Source organism: Dactylosporangium thailandense, assembly GCF_059739745.1.
Genome location: NZ_AP029195.1, coordinates 8,195,172 through 8,212,933, shown reverse-complemented (window position 1 = coordinate 8,212,933; position 17,762 = coordinate 8,195,172). Strand labels below are relative to the sequence as shown.

14 protein-coding genes, 2 tRNA genes and 1 pseudogene are annotated in these 17,762 nt (G+C 73.4%); 9 read left to right on the top strand and 8 right to left on the bottom strand.

All coding sequences use genetic code 11. The features are described from left to right. Positions 1-558: 558 nt before the first annotated feature. From AC6JBM_RS36570 to AC6JBM_RS36555, 4 genes are all read left to right on the top strand, one after another. On the top strand, positions 559-1,797 hold the full coding sequence (locus tag AC6JBM_RS36570) for an FAD-binding protein (protein ID WP_497978482.1): 1,239 nt from the start codon (positions 559-561) through the stop codon (positions 1,795-1,797). Between the two features lie 10 nt (positions 1,798-1,807). After that, positions 1,808-2,596, top strand: coding sequence for a fumarylacetoacetate hydrolase family protein (locus tag AC6JBM_RS36565; protein WP_497978481.1), 789 nt, complete (start codon positions 1,808-1,810; stop codon positions 2,594-2,596). Positions 2,597-2,670: 74 nt separating this feature from the next. Then, positions 2,671-2,742, top strand: a tRNA-Gln gene (locus AC6JBM_RS36560). 59 nt (positions 2,743-2,801) lie between these two features. Continuing rightward, a tRNA-Glu gene (locus AC6JBM_RS36555) sits at positions 2,802-2,874 on the top strand. Positions 2,875-2,985: 111 nt separating this feature from the next. Here the strand turns inward: AC6JBM_RS36555 and AC6JBM_RS36550 are convergent. The 3 genes from AC6JBM_RS36550 to AC6JBM_RS36540 form a co-directional block, all read right to left on the bottom strand. After that, positions 2,986-4,860, bottom strand: a complete 1,875-nt coding sequence (locus AC6JBM_RS36550) for a hypothetical protein (protein WP_497978480.1) — start codon at positions 4,858-4,860, stop codon at positions 2,986-2,988. A 119-nt stretch (positions 4,861-4,979) separates the two neighbouring features. After that, complete coding sequence (locus AC6JBM_RS36545) at positions 4,980-5,246, bottom strand: hypothetical protein (protein ID WP_497978479.1); 267 nt, start codon at positions 5,244-5,246, stop codon at positions 4,980-4,982. Between the two features lie 393 nt (positions 5,247-5,639). Further along, a complete protein-coding gene (locus tag AC6JBM_RS36540; RefSeq protein WP_223101757.1) occupies positions 5,640-6,326 on the bottom strand; it encodes an IclR family transcriptional regulator in 687 nt (228 codons plus the stop codon). Positions 6,327-6,375: 49 nt separating this feature from the next. On the opposite strand from AC6JBM_RS36540, the gene leuC reads away from it, so the two are divergent. The 3 genes from leuC to AC6JBM_RS36525 all read left to right on the top strand — a co-directional run bounded on the left by leuC (position 6,376) and on the right by AC6JBM_RS36525 (position 9,132). Then, positions 6,376-7,794, top strand: coding sequence for a 3-isopropylmalate dehydratase large subunit (leuC, locus tag AC6JBM_RS36535; protein WP_497978478.1), 1,419 nt, complete (start codon positions 6,376-6,378; stop codon positions 7,792-7,794). Positions 7,795-7,811: 17 nt separating this feature from the next. Beyond that, positions 7,812-8,399, top strand: coding sequence for a 3-isopropylmalate dehydratase small subunit (leuD, locus tag AC6JBM_RS36530; protein ID WP_350621129.1), 588 nt, complete (start codon positions 7,812-7,814; stop codon positions 8,397-8,399). A 136-nt stretch (positions 8,400-8,535) separates the two neighbouring features. Continuing rightward, a complete protein-coding gene (locus AC6JBM_RS36525) occupies positions 8,536-9,132 on the top strand; it encodes an HU family DNA-binding protein (protein ID WP_497986599.1) in 597 nt (198 codons plus the stop codon). Between the two features lie 147 nt (positions 9,133-9,279). On the opposite strand, the gene AC6JBM_RS36520 is transcribed toward AC6JBM_RS36525, so the two are convergent. From AC6JBM_RS36520 to AC6JBM_RS36500, 5 genes and pseudogenes are all read right to left on the bottom strand, one after another. Beyond that, on the bottom strand, positions 9,280-10,155 hold the full coding sequence (locus AC6JBM_RS36520) for an NUDIX hydrolase (protein ID WP_497978477.1): 876 nt from the start codon (positions 10,153-10,155) through the stop codon (positions 9,280-9,282). Beyond that, positions 10,143-11,669, bottom strand: a complete 1,527-nt coding sequence (locus AC6JBM_RS36515; RefSeq protein WP_497978476.1) for a CYTH and CHAD domain-containing protein — start codon at positions 11,667-11,669, stop codon at positions 10,143-10,145. Before AC6JBM_RS36515 ends, AC6JBM_RS36520 begins: the two co-directional genes overlap by 13 nt. Before the next feature lie 28 nt (positions 11,670-11,697). Continuing rightward, positions 11,698-14,064, bottom strand: a complete 2,367-nt coding sequence (locus AC6JBM_RS36510; protein WP_497986598.1) for an RNA degradosome polyphosphate kinase — start codon at positions 14,062-14,064, stop codon at positions 11,698-11,700. Between the two features lie 674 nt (positions 14,065-14,738). Continuing rightward, complete coding sequence (locus AC6JBM_RS36505; protein WP_497986597.1) at positions 14,739-14,936, bottom strand: cold-shock protein; 198 nt, start codon at positions 14,934-14,936, stop codon at positions 14,739-14,741. Positions 14,937-14,944: 8 nt separating this feature from the next. After that, positions 14,945-15,268, bottom strand: a pseudogene (locus tag AC6JBM_RS36500) (2-phospho-L-lactate guanylyltransferase); the annotation flags it as partial. 640 nt (positions 15,269-15,908) lie between these two features. Here AC6JBM_RS36500 and AC6JBM_RS36495 point away from each other — a divergent pair. Then, entirely contained in the window at positions 15,909-16,691 is a 783-nt protein-coding gene (locus AC6JBM_RS36495) for a lysophospholipid acyltransferase family protein (RefSeq protein ID WP_497978475.1), read from the top strand. Further along, positions 16,688-17,719, top strand: coding sequence for an NAD(P)H-dependent glycerol-3-phosphate dehydrogenase (locus AC6JBM_RS36490; RefSeq protein WP_497978474.1), 1,032 nt, complete (start codon positions 16,688-16,690; stop codon positions 17,717-17,719). Before AC6JBM_RS36495 ends, AC6JBM_RS36490 begins: the two co-directional genes overlap by 4 nt. The last annotated feature ends 43 nt before the right edge of the window (positions 17,720-17,762 follow it).

Below are 17,762 nucleotides of genomic sequence, written 5' to 3'. Positions count from 1 at the left end.
CCGCACACCGGCGCCGCCCGAAGCCGCCGCGCGTTGCCTGGCGCCCACCGGGCAACGCGCGGCCACGGCAGCCGATCCGTCCGCCGGCCGACCGCCCGCGGACATCGAGGCGCCGCACCGCCCGCACCGCGCCCGCGCGCACTACGGCCCTACCGCGATCGCCGGCACGCACGATCCGCCGGCGAGCGCGAACGCGCGGAAGCGAGCGCTTGGAGGCGAGGCTCCCGAGCGCGTGAACCCGGCCCGAGGCGGGCGCGCGGAGGCGGGGCTTCCGGGCCGGGAGGGCGGACTGGACCGAGGCGGGCGCGGGGGCGGGGGCGGGGCTCCCGGGCCGAGAGCGTGAACGGCACCCGCGGCGGACGCACCGAAGCGGGGCGCCCGAGCGCATGGACCGGCCCGAGGCGAGCGCGTGGACCGGCCCGAATCGAGAGCGTGCAGGCGAGCGGCCTATCGGGGCGTGGAAGCCGGGGCCGAGGACGCGCGCGGAGGCGGAAGGCGTCCGAGGTCGCTACCGTGGCGGGCGGTACCGGGCTTCACATGGGCTGGGAGGCGGCAAAAATGAGCGAGCGGCTGCGGAACTGGGCCGGCAACATCGAGTTCAGCGCCGCGCGGGTGCACCGCCCCGCGAGCGTCGAGCAGGTGCAGGAGATCGTCGCCCGGGCGGAGCGGGTGCGGGTGCTCGGCACCGGCCACTCGTTCAACACGATCGCCGACACCGACGCTGACCTGCTCAGCGTGGCCGGACTGCCCGCCGACATCCGGATCGACGCGGGCGCGGGAACGGTCAGCGTCGCGGGCGGGGTGCGCTACGGCGAGCTGGCGCGCCGCCTGGACGCGGAAGGCTACGCGCTGCACAACCTCGGCTCGCTGCCGCACATCTCGATCGCGGGCGCGGTCGCGACCGGCACGCACGGGTCCGGGGCCGGGCTCGGCAACCTGGCCACCGCGGTCGCCGGCGTCGACATCGTGACCGGCGGCGGCGAGCTGGTGTCGCTGCGGCGCGGGGACGCGGACTTCGACGGCGCCGTGGTCGCGCTCGGCGTGCTCGGGGCCGTCGTGCGGGTCACCCTCGACATCCAGCCGCGGTACGGCGTCAGCCAGCACGTCTACGAGCAGCTCCCGCGCGCCCAGCTCGACGCGCACTGGGACGAGATCGCGTCGGCGGCGTACAGCGTCAGTCTCTTCACCGGCTGGCACGGCGACACCGTCGACCAGGTCTGGCTCAAGCGGCGCGACGAGGACGCGCCCGCGCCCGCGGAGCTGTTCGGCGCCGTCCCGGCCGCGGGCAAGCGGCACCCGATCGCCGTCATGTCGCCCGAGCACTGCACCGAGCAGGGCGGCGCGCCCGGGCCGTGGCACGAGCGGCTCCCGCACTTCAAGCTCGAGTTCACCCCGAGCAGCGGCGAGGAGCTGCAGACCGAGTACTTCGTCGCGCGCGCGGACGCGGTCGCGGCCTTCGCGGCCGTCGAGCGGGTCCGTGACCAGGTCGTGCCGGCGCTGCAGATCTCCGAGATCCGCACGGTCGCGGCGGACTCGATGTGGCTCAGCCCGCACTTCGAGCGCGACAGCGTGGCGCTGCACTTCACGTGGGTACCGAATAATGATCTTGTTCTTGGGGCGGTTGACGCGCTCGAAGAGGCCCTCGCGCCGTTCGCCCCGCGTCCGCACTGGGGCAAGGTGTTCCGGCACGCGCCGGGGTATGCGCGCGGGCGCGACTTCGCCGCCCTCGCCGCGCGGCTGGACCCGGCGGGCACCTTCCGCAACGCGTTCGTGGAGCGTCACGTGCTCGGGGAGTAGATTTCCACCCGTGCGTATCGCTCGTTTCGCCCACAGCAGTGGCATGTCGTTCGGGGTCGTGGAAGGCGAGTCGTCGGCCGGCGCGTCCGGGCTGACCGTCGCCGAGATCGAGGGCCACCCCTTCGGGGAGCTCCGGTTCACCGGCCAGCGCTGGGCCGTCGCCGACGTGCGGCTGCTCTCGCCCATCCTGCCCAGCAAGGTGGTGTGCGTCGGGCGGAACTACGCCGACCACGCGGCCGAGCTCGGCAACGACGTCCCGAAGGAGCCCCTGCTCTTCCTCAAGCCCTCCACGTCCATCATCGGGCCCAACGACGCCATCCGGATTCCCCCGCAGTCGCAGCAGGTCGAGCACGAGGCGGAGCTCGCCGTCGTCATCGGCGTGACCGGCGCGCGGCGGGTCGACCGCGCGGGCGCGGCCGCGGCGATCTTCGGCTACACCTGCGCCAACGACGTGACCGCGCGCGACCTGCAGCGCAAGGACGTCCAGTTCACCCGCGCGAAGGGCTTCGACTCGTTCTGCCCGATCGGGCCGTGGATCGTCACCGGCGTGGACGTCAGCGACGTCGAGGTGCGCTGCGAGGTCAACGAGGAGGTCCGCCAGCTCGGCCGGACCAAGGACATGGTGTTCGACGTGCCCACCCTCGTGTCATATGTGTCACACGTGATGACGCTGCTGCCCGGCGACGTGATCCTGACCGGCACCCCCGCCGGCGTCTCCCCGATGGTCAGCGGCGACGAGGTCGTGGTCTCGATCGAGGGGGTCGGCGCGCTCAGCAACAAGGTCCTGACCTTGGATTAGGCGTGTTGGCGACAACCGATTTGGCGTGGAAGGGGCTCTCCGGTAAAGTTCTCTTCCGGCGCGGTAAGCGCCAATGGGGTATGGGGTAATTGGCAGCCCGACTGATTCTGGCTCAGTTAGTCTAGGTTCGAGTCCTGGTACCCCAGCGCCGCAGCAAGATCGCGGTGCTGTAGTGTTCCACCGCAGCACGTAAGGAAAGTACTGGGGCCCCGTCGTCTAGCGGCCCAGGACGCCGCCCTCTCAAGGCGGTAGCGCCGGTTCGAATCCGGTCGGGGCTACAGCTACGCACGATTCAGCCGCTTCGAGGAGTCAGACCTCGAGGCGGCTGTTGTGTTTTCAGGACCGGCCCCGGGGGCCTGGAGACGTGATCTCCAGGCCCCCGGGCTCGTTCAGGCCACGACCAGCCGGGCCTGCAGCACCGTGTCCGCGCCCGCGCGCCCCGCCGTCACCCCGACCGCCCGGACCGGATCGCCGACCGCCGACCCCGCGAGGTACACCGCCGCCACCGGGCTCGCGACCGCGCCCGCCATCGCGCGCCGGAACAGCGGATCGTCCGCCAGCCGCGACGTCCCGCCCGCATACGCGCCCGAGCGCAGCACCACGTGGTCCTCGTGCTGCTCACACTTCGTCTGGCTGATCTTCGCGAGGTCCGCGAGCTCCTGCTGCGTCCGCGCGGCCGCCGCGGCGTCCGTCATGCGCAGATCGAGCAGCAGCGGAGCCTCCGGCGACTCCTCGCCGGCCTTGCCGGCCACCGTGAACGACACCGTCTGCGCCGCGCCCAGCCCGGACGCGAGCGCCGCCGCGAGCTTGTCCGGCTGCGTCCCGATCCGCAGCCGCTCCACCACCCCGTCGCCGGTGATGATCTTCAGGTCGCCCACCGGCACGTCCGTGAACATCTCCGGGTGCTCCCGCATGTACCGCTTGATCTCCTCGTCGTCGGCCATGATGAACCCCGGCGGCAGTTCGCCCAGGTCGCTCTCGCCGAGCGGGCCCGGGGGCAGCATCGCCATGCCGAACAGGCCCATCGGGAGATACCCGGCGCCCGGCCCCAGCACCTTCGTCAGGTCGCCGAGCGGCCCCGCGAGGACGCCCGCGGCCGAGGCATCGCCGGAGAGGCCGCCCAGAGCGTCCACGACGTCCGTTTTCCCGGCATCGGTACCGAGCGGCAGCCCGTCGACCCCGATGAGCCGCACGGTCGCCTCCAGGGCGTCGTCGGCCGCGCGGAGGCCGAAGACGGCGACCCCGTGCGGGTCGAGGGCCGGCACGTCGGCCGGCCCGGGCGAGGAGCTCGGACCCGCGACCGGGTTCTCGACGAAGCCCACCCCGCCGATCAGGCTCGACACGTACTCCTCGTCCAGCTCCGGGCTGAGGCGGTTCGCCTTCGCCAGATCGGCCCAGCCGATCGCCGGCTGGTCGCCCGGGAGCGTGGCGATCGCGGCGCGGAAGCCGGGGTCCTTCGCCAGCGGTGCCCGCTTCGCCTCCGCGGCCGCGGCCGTCGCGGAGCCCTGGGCGTCCAGGTCGCCGACGGCCAGCAGGACGTAGCCGTCCTCGACCACGAAGCCCACATGGTCCGTCCCGCGCCGGCGCTGCAGCGCCTCCAGCGACCCGCGGGCCTGCTTCTCGTCCCGCGCCGACGCCGCCACGAGGGTCACCGCCCGGTACGGGTGCGCGGGCGCGCCCCACATCGCGACCCCGACGCGATCGTTGAACCAGGGCGCCACGTCCGCGTACGTGACCGGCGCCCGAAGGTCCTCGAACAGCTCGCGCTCCAGCCCGTCGAGATCCGGGGGAGCGCCCTTGCTCTTGCGCAGCAGCTCCTCGAACTTGACCCGCTGGCCCAGCCCCGGCGTCAGGTTGACCCGCGCGAACGCCGCGACCGAGGCCGGGAGCCGCTCCTCCGGCAGCGCGCCGGTCGGCTTGTCCCAGCGCTGCATCACCGCGTACGCCGCGCCCGCCGCCAGCACCGCGACGACCACGGCCGAGGCGCCGAGCGCGAGGGCGAGGCGCCGCCGCGGCCGCCCGGGCGCGTCCGCGCCGCCGGCGCCGGACAGCATGCCGTCGGCGGACATCGCGCCGGTGAGCACGGCGTCGACGGGCGTGAAGGTCCCGGAGGCCGGGCGCTCGGCCTCGACGGGCTGGGTGTCGGAGTGCTCGGCCGCCTCGCCGACGGCCGGCGGCTCTTCGGCGGTGCTCGGCGGCTCTTCGGTGGCGTCGGGCGGATCTTCGGTGGTGCCCGGCTGTGACGGATCGTCCGTCGATGACATGGGTGTGCCTCCCCCGCTGAATGTGACCGAGATGCTAGCGGGGGAGTGCACGGTCATGAATCCGCCGAGTCGGCGGCGCGGGCGCGCGGCCGCGGTCCGGACCGGCGCGCGGACGCGATCTAGAGCTGCGTGGCGATGCCGAGGATCGCCGCGATGAACACGACGAGCGCGATGATCATCGACATGCAGCCGCCGCGGCTGCTGCCGCCGCCGCCGCCCGGCGCGGGCGGGAGCTGCGGATCCGTCGGCGTCGCGGGGGAGTCGGGCGCGTCCGGGCCGCTCGGGCCGTTGCCGGGCGGGTTGGACGGTGTCCCGGACGAGGGTGAGGCGTGCAGGCCGGCCGAGCCGTCCGGCTCCGGGCTGGCGGGGGTCGTCGATTCGGGCACTGGCGTTCCTTCCAGCTGATGCGCTCCGGGACCGCGCCCCGGATCCGCCGATGCAGTACGCGCCCGCGCGCCGGTACACCCGGAACTCCGCACGGCACGTACCGCGCCGATCGTAGGCGCGTCCGCGCGCCGCGCAACCCGCTCGCGCGCCGGGAACGCGAATCCGGCCCGGACGGGGAGGTCCGGGCCGCTCGGCGCTGATCGTCGGCGCGTCCGCGCGCCGCGCAACCCGCTCGCGCGCCGGGAACGCGAATCCGGCCCGGACGGGGAGGTCCGGGCCGCTCGGCGCTGATCGTCGGCGCGTCCGCGCGCCGCGCAACCCGCTCACGCGCCGGGAACGCGAAACCGGCCCGGACGCGGAGGTCCGGGCCGGTCGGCGTCGAAGGGGAGGGCCTACAGGCCGGACAGGCGCTGCCCGGCGCGCACCACGGCCATCGCGTGCCGGTCGCCCGGCCGCCGGCCCAGGCGCTCGATCGGCCCGGACACGCTGATCGCCGCGATGACCCGCCCGGTGCGGTCCCGGATCGGCGCGGACACGCTCGCCACGCCCGGCTCGCGCTCGGCGACGCTCTGCGCCCAGCCCCGCCGCCGCACCTCCGCGAGGGTGCGCCCGGTGAACTTGCACCGGGGCAGCAGCGGCATCACGGCCTCCGGCGGCTCCCACGCGAGGAGGACCTGCGCGGCCGAGCCGGCGGTCATGGGCAGCACGGCGCCGATCGGCACGGTGTCGCGCAGACCGCTGGCCCGCTCGGCCGCGGCCACGCACAGCCGCTCGTCGGCGCGGCGCAGGTACAACTGCGCGCTCTCTCCGGTCGCGTCGCGCAGGGCGGTCAGCATCGGCTCGGCGGCGGTCAGCAGGACGTCGGGCGCGGCGTTGGCGAGCTCACCCAGCCGCGGGCCCGGCCGCCAGCGCCCCTGCGCGTCACGAACCAGTAAGCGGTGGATTTCCAGCGCCTGCGCCAGGCGGTGCGCGGTGGCGCGCGGAAGCTTGGTCCGCTCCACCAATTCCGCCAGGCTGGCGCCGTCGACGCAGGCGGCAAGGATGACCACCGCCTTGTCGAGCACGCCGACACCGCTCATACTGTGTCCCACAGACCGAAACATACCTCCCAAATTTTAGGATGTCCAGATGGTGGGAGAAGCACGACAGCAGCCGCGAACGCTGGCGGAGAAGGTGTGGGACGCGCACGTCGTGCGGTCCGCCGCCGGTGAGCCCGACCTGCTCTACATCGACCTGCACCTGGTGCACGAGGTCACCAGCCCGCAGGCCTTCGACGGCCTGCGCATGACCGGCCGGCCGGTGCGCCGGCCCGACCTGACGATCGCGACCGAAGATCACAACACGCCGACCGACAACCTGCTGACCATCAGCGACCCGGTCTCGCGCACGCAGATCGAGACGCTGCGGCGCAACACCGAGGAGTTCGGCATCCGCGTGCACTCGCTGGGCGACGCCCAGCAGGGCGTGGTCCACGTCATGGGACCGCAGCTGGGCCTCTCCCAGCCGGGCATGACCATCGTGTGCGGCGACTCGCACACCTCCACCCACGGCGCGTTCGGCGCCCTCGCGTTCGGCATCGGCACCTCCGAGGTCGAGCACGTCCTGGCGACCCAGACGCTGTCCCAGGCGCGCCCGCGCACCATGGCGGTCAACGTCGTCGGCGAGCTCGGCCCCGGCGTCACCGCGAAGGACCTGGTGCTGGCGCTTATCAGCCAGGTCGGCACGGGCGGCGGGCGCGGGCACGTGGTGGAGTACCGCGGCCCCGCGATCGAGAAGCTGTCCATGGAGGGTCGGATGACCATCTCCAACATGTCGATCGAGTGGGGCGCCAAGGCCGGCATGATCGCGCCGGACGAGACGACCTTCGCCTACATCGAGGGCCGCGAGTACGCGCCGAAGGGCGAGGCCTGGGACCGCGCGAAGGAGTACTGGGCGAGCCTGAGCACCGACGACGGCGCCAAGTTCGACACCGAGGTGACGCTGGACGTCTCCCAGCTGACCCCGTTCGTCACCTGGGGCACCAACCCCGGCCAGGGCGCGCCGCTGGGCGGCTTCGTGCCCAGCCCGGAGGACTTCACCGAGAACGCGGAGCGGGTCGCGGCGGAGAAGGCGCTGGAGTACATGGCGCTGACCCCCGGCACGGCGCTGCGCGACATCGCGATCGACGTCGTCTTCCTGGGCTCCTGCACCAACGGCCGGCTCGAGGACCTGCGCGCCGCGGCCGACGTGCTGCGCGGGCGCCGCGTCGCCGAGAGCGTCCGCATGCTCGTCGTGCCCGGCTCCGCGTCCGTGCGCGCGGCCGCGGAGGAGGAGGGCCTCGACAAGGTCTTCACCGAGGCCGGTGCCGAGTGGCGCTTCGCGGGCTGCTCCATGTGCCTGGGTATGAATCCCGACACACTGAAGCCCGGCGAGCGCTCCGCCTCGACGTCCAACCGCAACTTCGAGGGCCGCCAGGGCCGCGGTGGCCGCACCCACCTGGTTTCGCCCCCGGTCGCCGCCGCGACCGCTGTCGCCGGTCATCTCGCCGCCCCTGCCGACCTGAACTAAAAGGGACACGGACACTCATGGAGAAGTTCACCGTCCACACCGGCACGGCAGTTCCGCTGCGCCGGTCCAACGTGGACACCGACCAGATCATCCCCGCCGTCTACCTCAAGCGCGTCACCCGCACCGGGTTCGCCGACGGACTGTTCAACGCCTGGCGTTCCGACCCCGAATTCGTGCTCAACAATCCCGCGTACGAGGGCGCCTCGATCCTCGTCACCGGGCCCGAGTTCGGCACCGGATCGTCGCGTGAGCACGCCGTATGGGCTTTGCAGGACTACGGTTTCCGGGCCGTCGTGGCGCCGCGTTTCGGCGACATCTTCCGGGGCAACGCGCTCAAGGGCGGCTTGCTGCCGGTCGAGATCGGCAGCGAAAACATCGAGACCCTGTGGGCTGCGATCGAGGCCGACCCGAAGCTTGAGGTAACGGTCGACCTCGAGAGCCGCCAGTTGCGCGCGGGCGCCCACGAATGGGACTTCCCGCTGGACGATTTCAGTCGTTGGCGGCTGCTGGAGGGCCTCGACGACATCGGCCTCACCCTTCGCCACGAAGGCGCTATCACCGAGTTCGAACAAGGCCGTCCGGAGTGGACACCCGTCGTTCACTAGCCCTCGCAGGGCGTCTCGATGAGCCTTCGGCCGAATCCGTTACTCCACAACGATTTCTTTTCCGTCATATGTTTGTATCCTGTGTGCGTTGGGATACCTTGCCCACAGGGACTTCAATTCTGGTACGGGAGGAAACGTGAACAAGGCCGAGCTCATCGAGGCGCTCAGCGCTCGCCTGGGCGACAAGAAGTCGGCGAACGCGGCGCTGGACGCGGTGCTGGCCGAGATCCAGGCCGCCGTGACCAAGGGCGACAAGGTCGCCATCACCGGTTTCGGTGTCTTCGAGAAGCGCATTCGCGGTGCGAGAACCGCCCGCAACCCGCGCACCGGTGAAGCGGTGAAGGTGAAGAAGACGTCGGTTCCCGCCTTCCGCGCGGGCGCCAGCTTCCGCGAGATGGTCGCCAGCGGTAAGGTGCCGAAGGTCGCCGCCGCCGCGAAGAAGGCCGTCGCGACGAAGACGACCGCCGCGAAGGCGACGACCGCCAAGGCCACCACCGCGAAGGCGACCACCGCCAAGGCGACGACGGCGAAGGCCGCTCCGGCCAAGGCCGCCGCGACCAAGACCGCGCCGGCGAAGGCCGCCACGAAGGCCGCTCCGGCGAAGAAGGCCGCCGCCAAGACGACCCGCGCCGCCGCTTCCACGACGGCTCGCAAGACGACGACGGCCACCGCCGCCGCCAAGACCACGACCGCCGCCAAGAAGGCGCCGGCCAAGAAGGCCGCCGCCAAGTAGGTCAGGCAACAGCAAGGGCGGCCCCGCGATCGCGGGGCCGCCCTTTCGCCATTCGTGGCGCTATCGCAGCGTCAGCGGCGCGAGGCGATCCCGCCCGACCACGCGGCCGCCCGCGAAACACAACACCCAGCCGGCGTCCTCGTGGCGCTATCGCAGCGTCAGCGGCGCGAGGCGATCCCGCCCGACCACGCGGCCGCCCGCGAAACACAACACCCAGCCGGCGCCCTTACGGGTGTGGAAGTTGACGTCGGCCCGGTTCGTGAGCGCGGTGAGCAGTGGCGGCATGAGTTTTCCCTGACTGCAGATCACCGTCGTACCGCCCTGCAGCGCCAGCGCCGAAAGCGCCTCCGCGGCCGGTTCCACCGGGGCCAGCTCGTCGAAGGCCGGGTCGACCGCGACCGGCAGCCCCAGCGGCTCCATCGTCTGCCGGCAGCGCAGGGGGGTGGCCGAGACCACCCGGTCGGGCCGAAGCAGCGTCAGCAGGCCGCTCAGGCCCCTCGCGTCGCGTTCCCCGGCGGCCTCCAGGGGCCGCTCGGCGTCCGGGCCCGTCCACTCCTTGCGTTTGCCGGCCTTGGCGTGGCGTACCAGCGCGACGACCCCGGTCACCGGCGGCACGTCGAGGAAGGCGCGCACGACACCGCGGTCGTGCGCGTAGCTCAGCAGCGTGTGCGCGCCGGTCGCGGGCACCCACCGGGCCTCCTCGATCTCGTGGTCGGCCGCCCGCGGCGCCCACGCGGTCGCGCGCATCGACCAGAAGTCCACGCTCTTCTCGACGCCCGGCTCGCCCGTCAGGTACCGCACCGACGGCAGCCGCACCTGCGGCACCGCCTCGACCGACGTCTCCTCGAAGACCTCGCGCACCGCGGCGGTCAGCTCGTGCTCGCCCGGGTCGAGCTTGCCCTTCGGCAGGGACCAGTCGTTGTACCGCGGCCGGTGCACCAGCACGATCTCCGCGACCCCATCGGCGGACCGCCGCCACACCACGCCGCCCGCCGCGCGGACCACCGAGTTCACTTCAGCCATGCGATGTTTCTATCCTCCACGACCGTCGCCCACACCGCCGGGAAGTCCGCGCGGGCCCGTGTCACCGCGGCGCGCTCGCGCTCGAAGAGCCGCCCGGCCGTCACCGCGAGGTCGTGGTCGCCCGGCTCGGCAGCGGCCGCGGCCAGCCACGCGTCCGCGGCGATCGCCGCGTCCTGGTGCTCGCCGAGCACCCCCTGCGCCCGCGCCACGGACTTGGCCAGCAGCTGCGCCTCCGGGCCGACGACCGCGGCGACCGCGTCCGCGGCGTAGCGGGCGCGCTTGGCCCGCTTGCGCACCTCGTGCCAGTCGTCGTCGGGCAGGTCCGGGGTCAGCTCGCCCGCGCCGACCACGCCGCCACCGCCCTCGACCAGGCGCCGCCACGGCTTGCGCACGATGCCCGGCAGGACATCCTCGGCCCGCTCCCAGGCCGGCGGGGCGAGGCGGGGCTCCTCCACCGCGCCGACGAGGGCGTTGAGCAGCTTCACGTACCGCCGCGAGTGCAGCGCCTCGTCCAGCTCCCGCAGCGCCGCGTCCTGCTGGGCGGCCAGCGCCGCGTCGATGCGCGCCACCGCGCGCGGGTCGGCCGGCACGAGCGGGTCGGCCGCGGCCGTGCGGTGCAGCCGCTCCCGCAGCACCTCCACGTCGCGGGCGCCCCCGAGCGCGCCGGCCAGCCACGCCAGCTCGCCGCGCAGCTTGGCCGTCCAGTGCGGGTCGAGCAGCGCCTGGAACGTCTGCAGGTCGCTGCGCAAGCGCCGGGTGCCGACCCGCATCTGGTGCACCGGGGTGTCGCCGTTGGGCATCGTCTCGCGCAGCCGCGCGAACGGGTCGTGCTTGAAGATCCGCGCGACGTCGCGGCGGATCGCCTCGGTGACCACGTCACCCGCGTACGCGGTGCGCCGCCGCGCGGGCGCGACCAGCACCGGCGCGTCCAGCGGCGCGGCCGCCTCCATCGCGCGCACGTGCTTGGCGACGAACGCGCCGGCCCGCGCGCCCGCGCCCAGCAGCAGCTCCTCGATCTCGTCGAGCAGCCGCCGGTCGCCGCCGGCGCGCTCCACCTCGATCTCGCGGAAGCGCAGCACCACCTCGCGGCCGTCGAGCACGCTCACCGTGTCGTCGGCGACCTCGGCCAGCAGCTGCCCGTCGGCGTCGGTGACCTCGTAGACGGTGCGCACCGTGCGCAGGACCGCCGCCGGGTCGAGCGGGCGCCCGCGCCGGTACGCGGTGACGAGGTCGAGCAGCTGCGGGGGTACCACACCCGAGCCCTGCGACGGGCGCGAGTACTCATGGCGAATTCCCGCCCGCGAGGACGGCAGCTTCACCGTCCACACCTTCGAGGACGCGTCGCCCTTGCGGTACCGCAGCGAAACCCCGTGGCGCGCGAGCAGCCGCTCGGGGGTGTCGTAGTAGGTCGCCCGCAGCGTCACCGGCTCCCGCGCGCTCACCCGGCCGGCGGCGCCCAGGTCCGGCATCGTGAACCCGTCGTCGGCGAGGTACTTGCGCTCTTCCTCCAGCATCCAGTCACCCTAAAGAGGTCAGAGGGGCTCACTCCACCCGGTCGACGATGCGGCGCAGCAGCGCCTCCTGCGGATTTTTGCCCGGCCGGCGGTGCCACTCGCCGTTGCCCGAGAGCTCGAAGGCGCCGGTGTCGTCGCTCATCATCAGGCTCAGCACCCGGTGCAGCTCGTCCGTCGAGGCCGGGTCGGTCACCTGGACCAGCGCCTCCACGCGGCGGTCCAGGTTGCGGTGCATCAGGTCGGCCGAGCCGATCCAGTACTCCGCGCGGGCGCCGTGGCCGAACCGGAACACCCGGGAGTGCTCCAGGAACCGGCCCAGGACCGAGCGGACCCGGATGTTCTCCGAGAGGTCCGGCACGCCCGGGCGCAGCGCGCAGATGCCCCGCACGATCAGGTCCACGCGCGTCCCCGCGCGGCTCGCCCGGTACAGCGAGTCGATGACCTCCTCGTCGACCAGCGAGTTCACCTTGAGCTGGACGAGCCCGTCCGCGCCGTACGCGACCTCGCGCTCGATCCGCTCGATGATGCCCCGGCGCACCCCGTGCGGGGCGACCAGCAGCCGGCGGTACGACGTCTGACGGCTGTAGCCGGTGAGCACGTTGAACAGGTCGGTCAGGTCGGCGCCCACCTCGGGGTCGGCCGTCAGCAGCCCGTAGTCCTCGTAGAGCCGCGCCGTCTTCGGGTGGTAGTTGCCGGTGCCGATGTGGCAGTAGCGGCGGATGTGGTTGCCCTCCTGGCGCACCACGAGGGCCGTCTTCGTGTGCGTCTTGAGGCCCACGAGGCCGTACACCACGTGGCAGCCCGCCCGCTCCAGCGTCCGCGCCCAGCCGATGTTCGCCTTCTCGTCGAAGCGCGCCTTGACCTCGACCAGCACCACGACCTGCTTGCCGGCCTCGGCCGCGTCGACGAGCGCGTCGACGATGGGGGAGTCGCCGCTGGTGCGGTACAGCGTCAGCTTGATCGCCAGCACGTTCGGGTCGGCCGCGGCCTGCTCGATGAAGCGCTGCACGCTCGTGGAGAACGAGTGGTAGGGGTGATGCACCAGGATGTCGTGGTCGCGCAGCCGCGCGAAGACGCTGCGCGGCGTCTCGCCCTCGGCGAAGTGCGGGTGCGTCGCCGGTACGAACGGCGGGTCCTTCAGATCCGGACGATCGACGCCGTTGTAGACCTCCCACAGCGCGGTCAGGTCCAGCCACCCGGGCACGCGCAGCACGTCGTGGGAGTCCATGTCGAGCTCGCGTACGAGCAGCTCGAGCACGTGGTCGGAGATGGACGCCGCGACCTCCAGCCGCACCGGCGGCCCGAAGCGCCTCCGCGCGAGCTCGCGCTCCAGCGCCTGCAGCAGATCCTCGTCACGGTCCTCGTCGAGCTCGACCTCGGCGTTGCGCGTGACACGGAACAGGTGGTGCTCGACCACCTGCATGCCCGAGAACAGCTGGCCGAGGTGCGCCGCGATGAGCTCCTCGACCGGCAGGAAGCGCATCACCCGCGCCCCGTCGCGCGCGGCGTGCAGGGCGAAGAACCGCGGCACGTTGTTGGGCACCTTGATCCGCGCGAACAGCTCGGGGCCGCCGTCCTTCTCGCGCACCACGACGGCGAGGTTCAGCGACAGGCCGGAGATGTACGGGAACGGGTGCGCGGGGTCGACCGCCAGCGGCGTGAGCACCGGGAAGATCTGCTCGCGGAACGAGGCGCGCATCCGCTCGCGCTCGGCCGGGTCCAGCTCCGTCCAGCGCACGATGTGGATGTTCTCCGCCGCCATCGCGGGCGCGATCTCCTCGGCGAAGACCCGCGACTGGCGCGCCATCAGGCCCGTCGTGCGCTCGGCGATCTGCTCGAGCTGCTCCGTCGGCGGCAGGAAGCCCGGGGGACGGCGCACCGGCAGGCCGGTCTGCAGGCGCCGCTTCAGCCCGGCCACGCGCACCATGTAGAACTCGTCGAGGTTGCTGGCGAAGATGGCCAGGAACTTGGCCCGCTCCAGCAGCGGCGTCGCGGGGTCCTCGGCGAGGGTCAGCACCCGGGCGTTGAAGTCCAGCCACGACAGCTCACGGTTGAGATACCGGTCCTCCGGCAGCGGCTTTTCTTCCTCCGGTACCTGCACAGCGCTCCCTTCGGAACCGAACCACTCCGTGACGGCGTCCCCCTCGGTCGCGTCCGCGCCCGTCTCGTTCGTGTCCTGACCGGGCTGAGCCGCTGCGATGTCACCCGTTCCTGCGTCGGGGCGACCCGTGCCCTGTACGGCGCTCTCGACCGGCTTCGCGGGGGCCGCGGGCGGTCCGTCGCTCGCGCCGCTCGTCTTGTCCGCGGCGCTCGTCTGGCCCGCGGTGGTCTTGGCGCCGACGGCGGTCCCGTTCGCGGCGGTGGTCGCGGGCTTGGCGGAAGCGGCTCCGTTCATGGCGGCGGTCGTCGGCTTGGTCGCGGCTGCGCCGGTCGCCGGCTTGGCAGGAGCAGCTCCGTTGGCCGCGCCCGTGGCCTTGGCGGTGGTCGCGGCCCGGGCCGGAGCCGTCGCCTTCGCGGCCGTCGCGGGCCGGGCGGCCGGACGCGCGGTGGCGGCCGGCTTCGTCGCGGCGGACTCAGCCGGGCCCGTCTCGGTCGCGGCGGGTTCGGTCGGAGCGGCCGGGGTGGGAGCGGCGGCCGAGGCGGGTGCCGGCTCGGCCGGCTCGGCGGCCGGCGCCTTGGTCGGGGACTTCTGAGTCGGCACCCGCTCGGACGCCTTCGCCGACTCTGTCGTGGCCTCGTTCACCGTGACCTCGCTCACCGTGGCTTCGTCGGCCGGCGCCGGGAGCGCGGCCTTGGTGGCCCGACGAGCCCGGGCCGGGGCCCCGTCCCCACCGGACCTGGTCGTCTTGGGCGGTGCACTCTCCGGTTCGGGCCGCCGGGCGGCGCTGCGCGGGCGGCTTCGACCGGTTGTGCTCTCGTCCACCGGATCATCATGGCCCGTTTGTGCCGGTCTGAACATGAACTTCCCGCTGCTTGGCCGCGACGGAACGTTGTGCGCGAGATGTTCGTGATCGTGCCCACATCGTCGCGCCCGCCGGCCCGAGCGAGCGTTAGCCGCTACCTGACTCCCTACGGGAGCGTGGGCAGTGTGACCTTCGTGATCGTGCCCACATCGTCGTGGTCGAGCCGTACCCGCTGGCCCAGCCGCAGGTGACGCAGCCCGGAGGCATCGAACGCCGCGGCCGGGAAGGCCACCTCGACCCCGTCGTCGAGCAGCACCGTCCCGGTGCGGCTCGCGTCATCGAACGTCGCGACCGTGCCCTGCATACCGATCACGCTACCGTGCAGAGGACTTGTCCGGTATGTGTGCCGAGTCCCAGCCGCGACGCGGCATCGAGATCGGCCGCGGTGTCGACGTCGCGGCGCAGGCTCGGCCAGGCTCCATCGAGCCGTATCGCGCCCGAGCGCAGATGCGCCACCGCGGACCCGGGCCCGAACTGCGGCGCGAGCGCCTCCCCGGCGGGCGCCGCGAGCAGCACCGTCCCGGTGCCCTCGAGGTCCGGCACGAACGCCCGCCGCCCGGCACGCGCGGCCGCGACCAGCGCCGCCTCAAGATCGTCGGGCCGCATCGCGGGCAGGTCGGCGGTCAGCGCGACGACGCCGAGCCCCCGCCCGCTGACGTCCTCGGCGTCGTCCGAGCCGCCGCCCGAGCGGCCGTCTGAGCCGCCGCCCGAGCGGCCGTCTGAGCCGCCGCCCGAGCGGCCGTCTGAGCCGCCGCCCGAGCGCCCTGCCGCATCGATGCCGGGCTGCCGCGCCTCGGGGAGCCGGTCCCCGCGAGCGCCCGGCTCCGGCCGGCCGGTCTGCGCGTCCGCGCGGACGCGTGCCGGGCCGGGCTGCCCGGCGGCCTGGGCGCCGTAGGCGAGGGCCGCGTTCAGGCCCGCCGCGGGCGCGTCGGGCAGGCAGAACGCGCCGAGCTCGGTCAGCTCCGCGCACACCGCCGGGTCGTCGCAGATGACCACGACGCGGGCGACCGCGCGGCAGGCGAGCGCGGCGGCTACCGTGTCGCGTGCCATGGCCAGGACGAGATCGGGGTGGACGGCCTCGGGCACGGCGCCGCGCAGGCGCGTCTTGGCCGCTCGCAGCGGCTTGACCGGGACCACCGCCACCCAGGCGGCCGCCCGCTCGGGCGCCGTCAGCTGGGTCGTCGACTGGCCGTGGCAATGCATGAGCCATCCTGACACGGCCACCGGGCGCCTGGCAGTGGCATGATTCGCAGCAGAACCGTGAGGGGAGGGTGAGATGGTGCGCCGGAGGCTCGGCTTCTGGCGGCGTTTCGCCGTCATGACCGTCAAGCCCGCGATCCAGGTGATGACACGTCGCACCTGGCGAGGGATGGAGCACATCCCGGGCGACGGTGGGGTGATCATCGTCGTGAACCACATCTCCCACGCCGACCCGCTGGCCGTCGCGCACTACATCTACGACGCCGGGCGGTGGCCGTCGTTCCTTGCCAAGTCGAGCCTGTTCGAGGTGCCGGTGCTGGGCTACCTGCTCAAGGCCGTCCACCAGATCCCGGTGCGCCGCGGCACCACCGACGCCGTCAAGGCGCTCGAGGCCGCCCGGGCGGGCGTCCGCGCGGGCGAGGCCGTGGTCATCTACCCCGAGGGCACCACGACGCGGGAGCCGGACCTGTGGCCCATGCGCGGCAAGACCGGCGCGGCGCGGCTCTGGCTGGACACCGGCGCGCCGATGATCCCGATCGTCATGTGGGGCCCCGAACAGATCTACGACCCGCGGACGAAGAAGCTCAAGCTGCTCCCGCGCGCGAAGGTCACCGTCGTCACCGGCGCGCCGATCGACCTGTCGGCCTGGTCGGGCGCGCAGCCGACGGCCCAGACGCTGAACGAGATCACCGACCACATCATGCTGCACCTGCGCGACATGCTGGTGGAGATCCGCGGCGGCACCCCGCCACCGCTGTGGACGCCGAAGCGCTCCGCCCCGGGTTCTGACGAGCGCCGGTCCGCCCAGCGCCCGGAAGAGCCGCGGCCCGCCCAGCGCCCCGAAGAGCAGACGGCATGAACATCCAGCGCGCGGCCGTCCTCGGGGCGGGCTCCTGGGGCACGGCGTTCGCCAAGGTGCTCGCCGATGCCGGCACGCCCTCCGTCACCGTCTGGGCGCGCCGGCCCGAGCTCGCCGCCGCCATCCGCGACGAGCACCACAACCCCGACTACCTGCCCGGGACGTGGCTCCCGGGCTCGGTCACCGCCACCTCCGACGCGTTCGAGGCGATCGACGGGGCGGATCTGGTCGTGCTGGCGGTACCGTCGCAGACCCTCCGCGCCAATCTCTCCGCGTGGCGCGGCACCATCGGCGCGGACGCGACGCTCGTGAGCCTCATGAAGGGCATCGAGCTCGACACCCTCAAGCGCATGAGCGAGGTGATCGTCGAGGTCGCCGGCGTGGAGCCGGAGCGGGTCGCCGTCGTCACCGGGCCGAACCTGGCCCCGGAGATCGCCGCCGAGCAGATCGCGGGCACCGTGGTGGCCTGCCGGGACATCCGCCGCGCCGAGCTCGTCCAGCGGGCGATCAGCACGCGCTACCTGCGGCCGTACACCAATGACGACGTCGTCGGCTGCGAGCTCGGCGGCGCCGTGAAGAACGCGATCGCCCTCGCCTACGGGATGGCCTCCGCGCTCGGGTTCGGCGACAACACCAAGGCGACCCTGATCACGCGCGGCCTGGCCGAGACCGCCCGCCTCGGCGCGGCGCTCGGCGCCAACCCGATGACGTTCGCGGGCCTGGCCGGCCTGGGCGACCTCATCGCGACGTGCTCGTCGCCGCTGTCGCGCAACCGTACCTTCGGCGAGCGCCTCGGCCGCGGCGAGACCCTGGAGCAGGCGCAGGCCGCGACCCGCCAGACCGCCGAGGGCGTGAAGAGCTGCAAGTCGATCCGCGACCTCGCGCACAGCGTCGGCGTGGAGATGCCCATCACCGAGCAGGTCGAGCAGGTCTGCCACGAGGGCGTCGACCCGCTCAAGGCCCTGGCGGCGCTGATGGCCCGCGAGACGAAGCCGGAGCGCCCGGGCGTCCCGTCGACCGGTCAGTGACGCGCGGCGCGCCCGCACCCAGGCACCGGCGCCGCCCGCACCC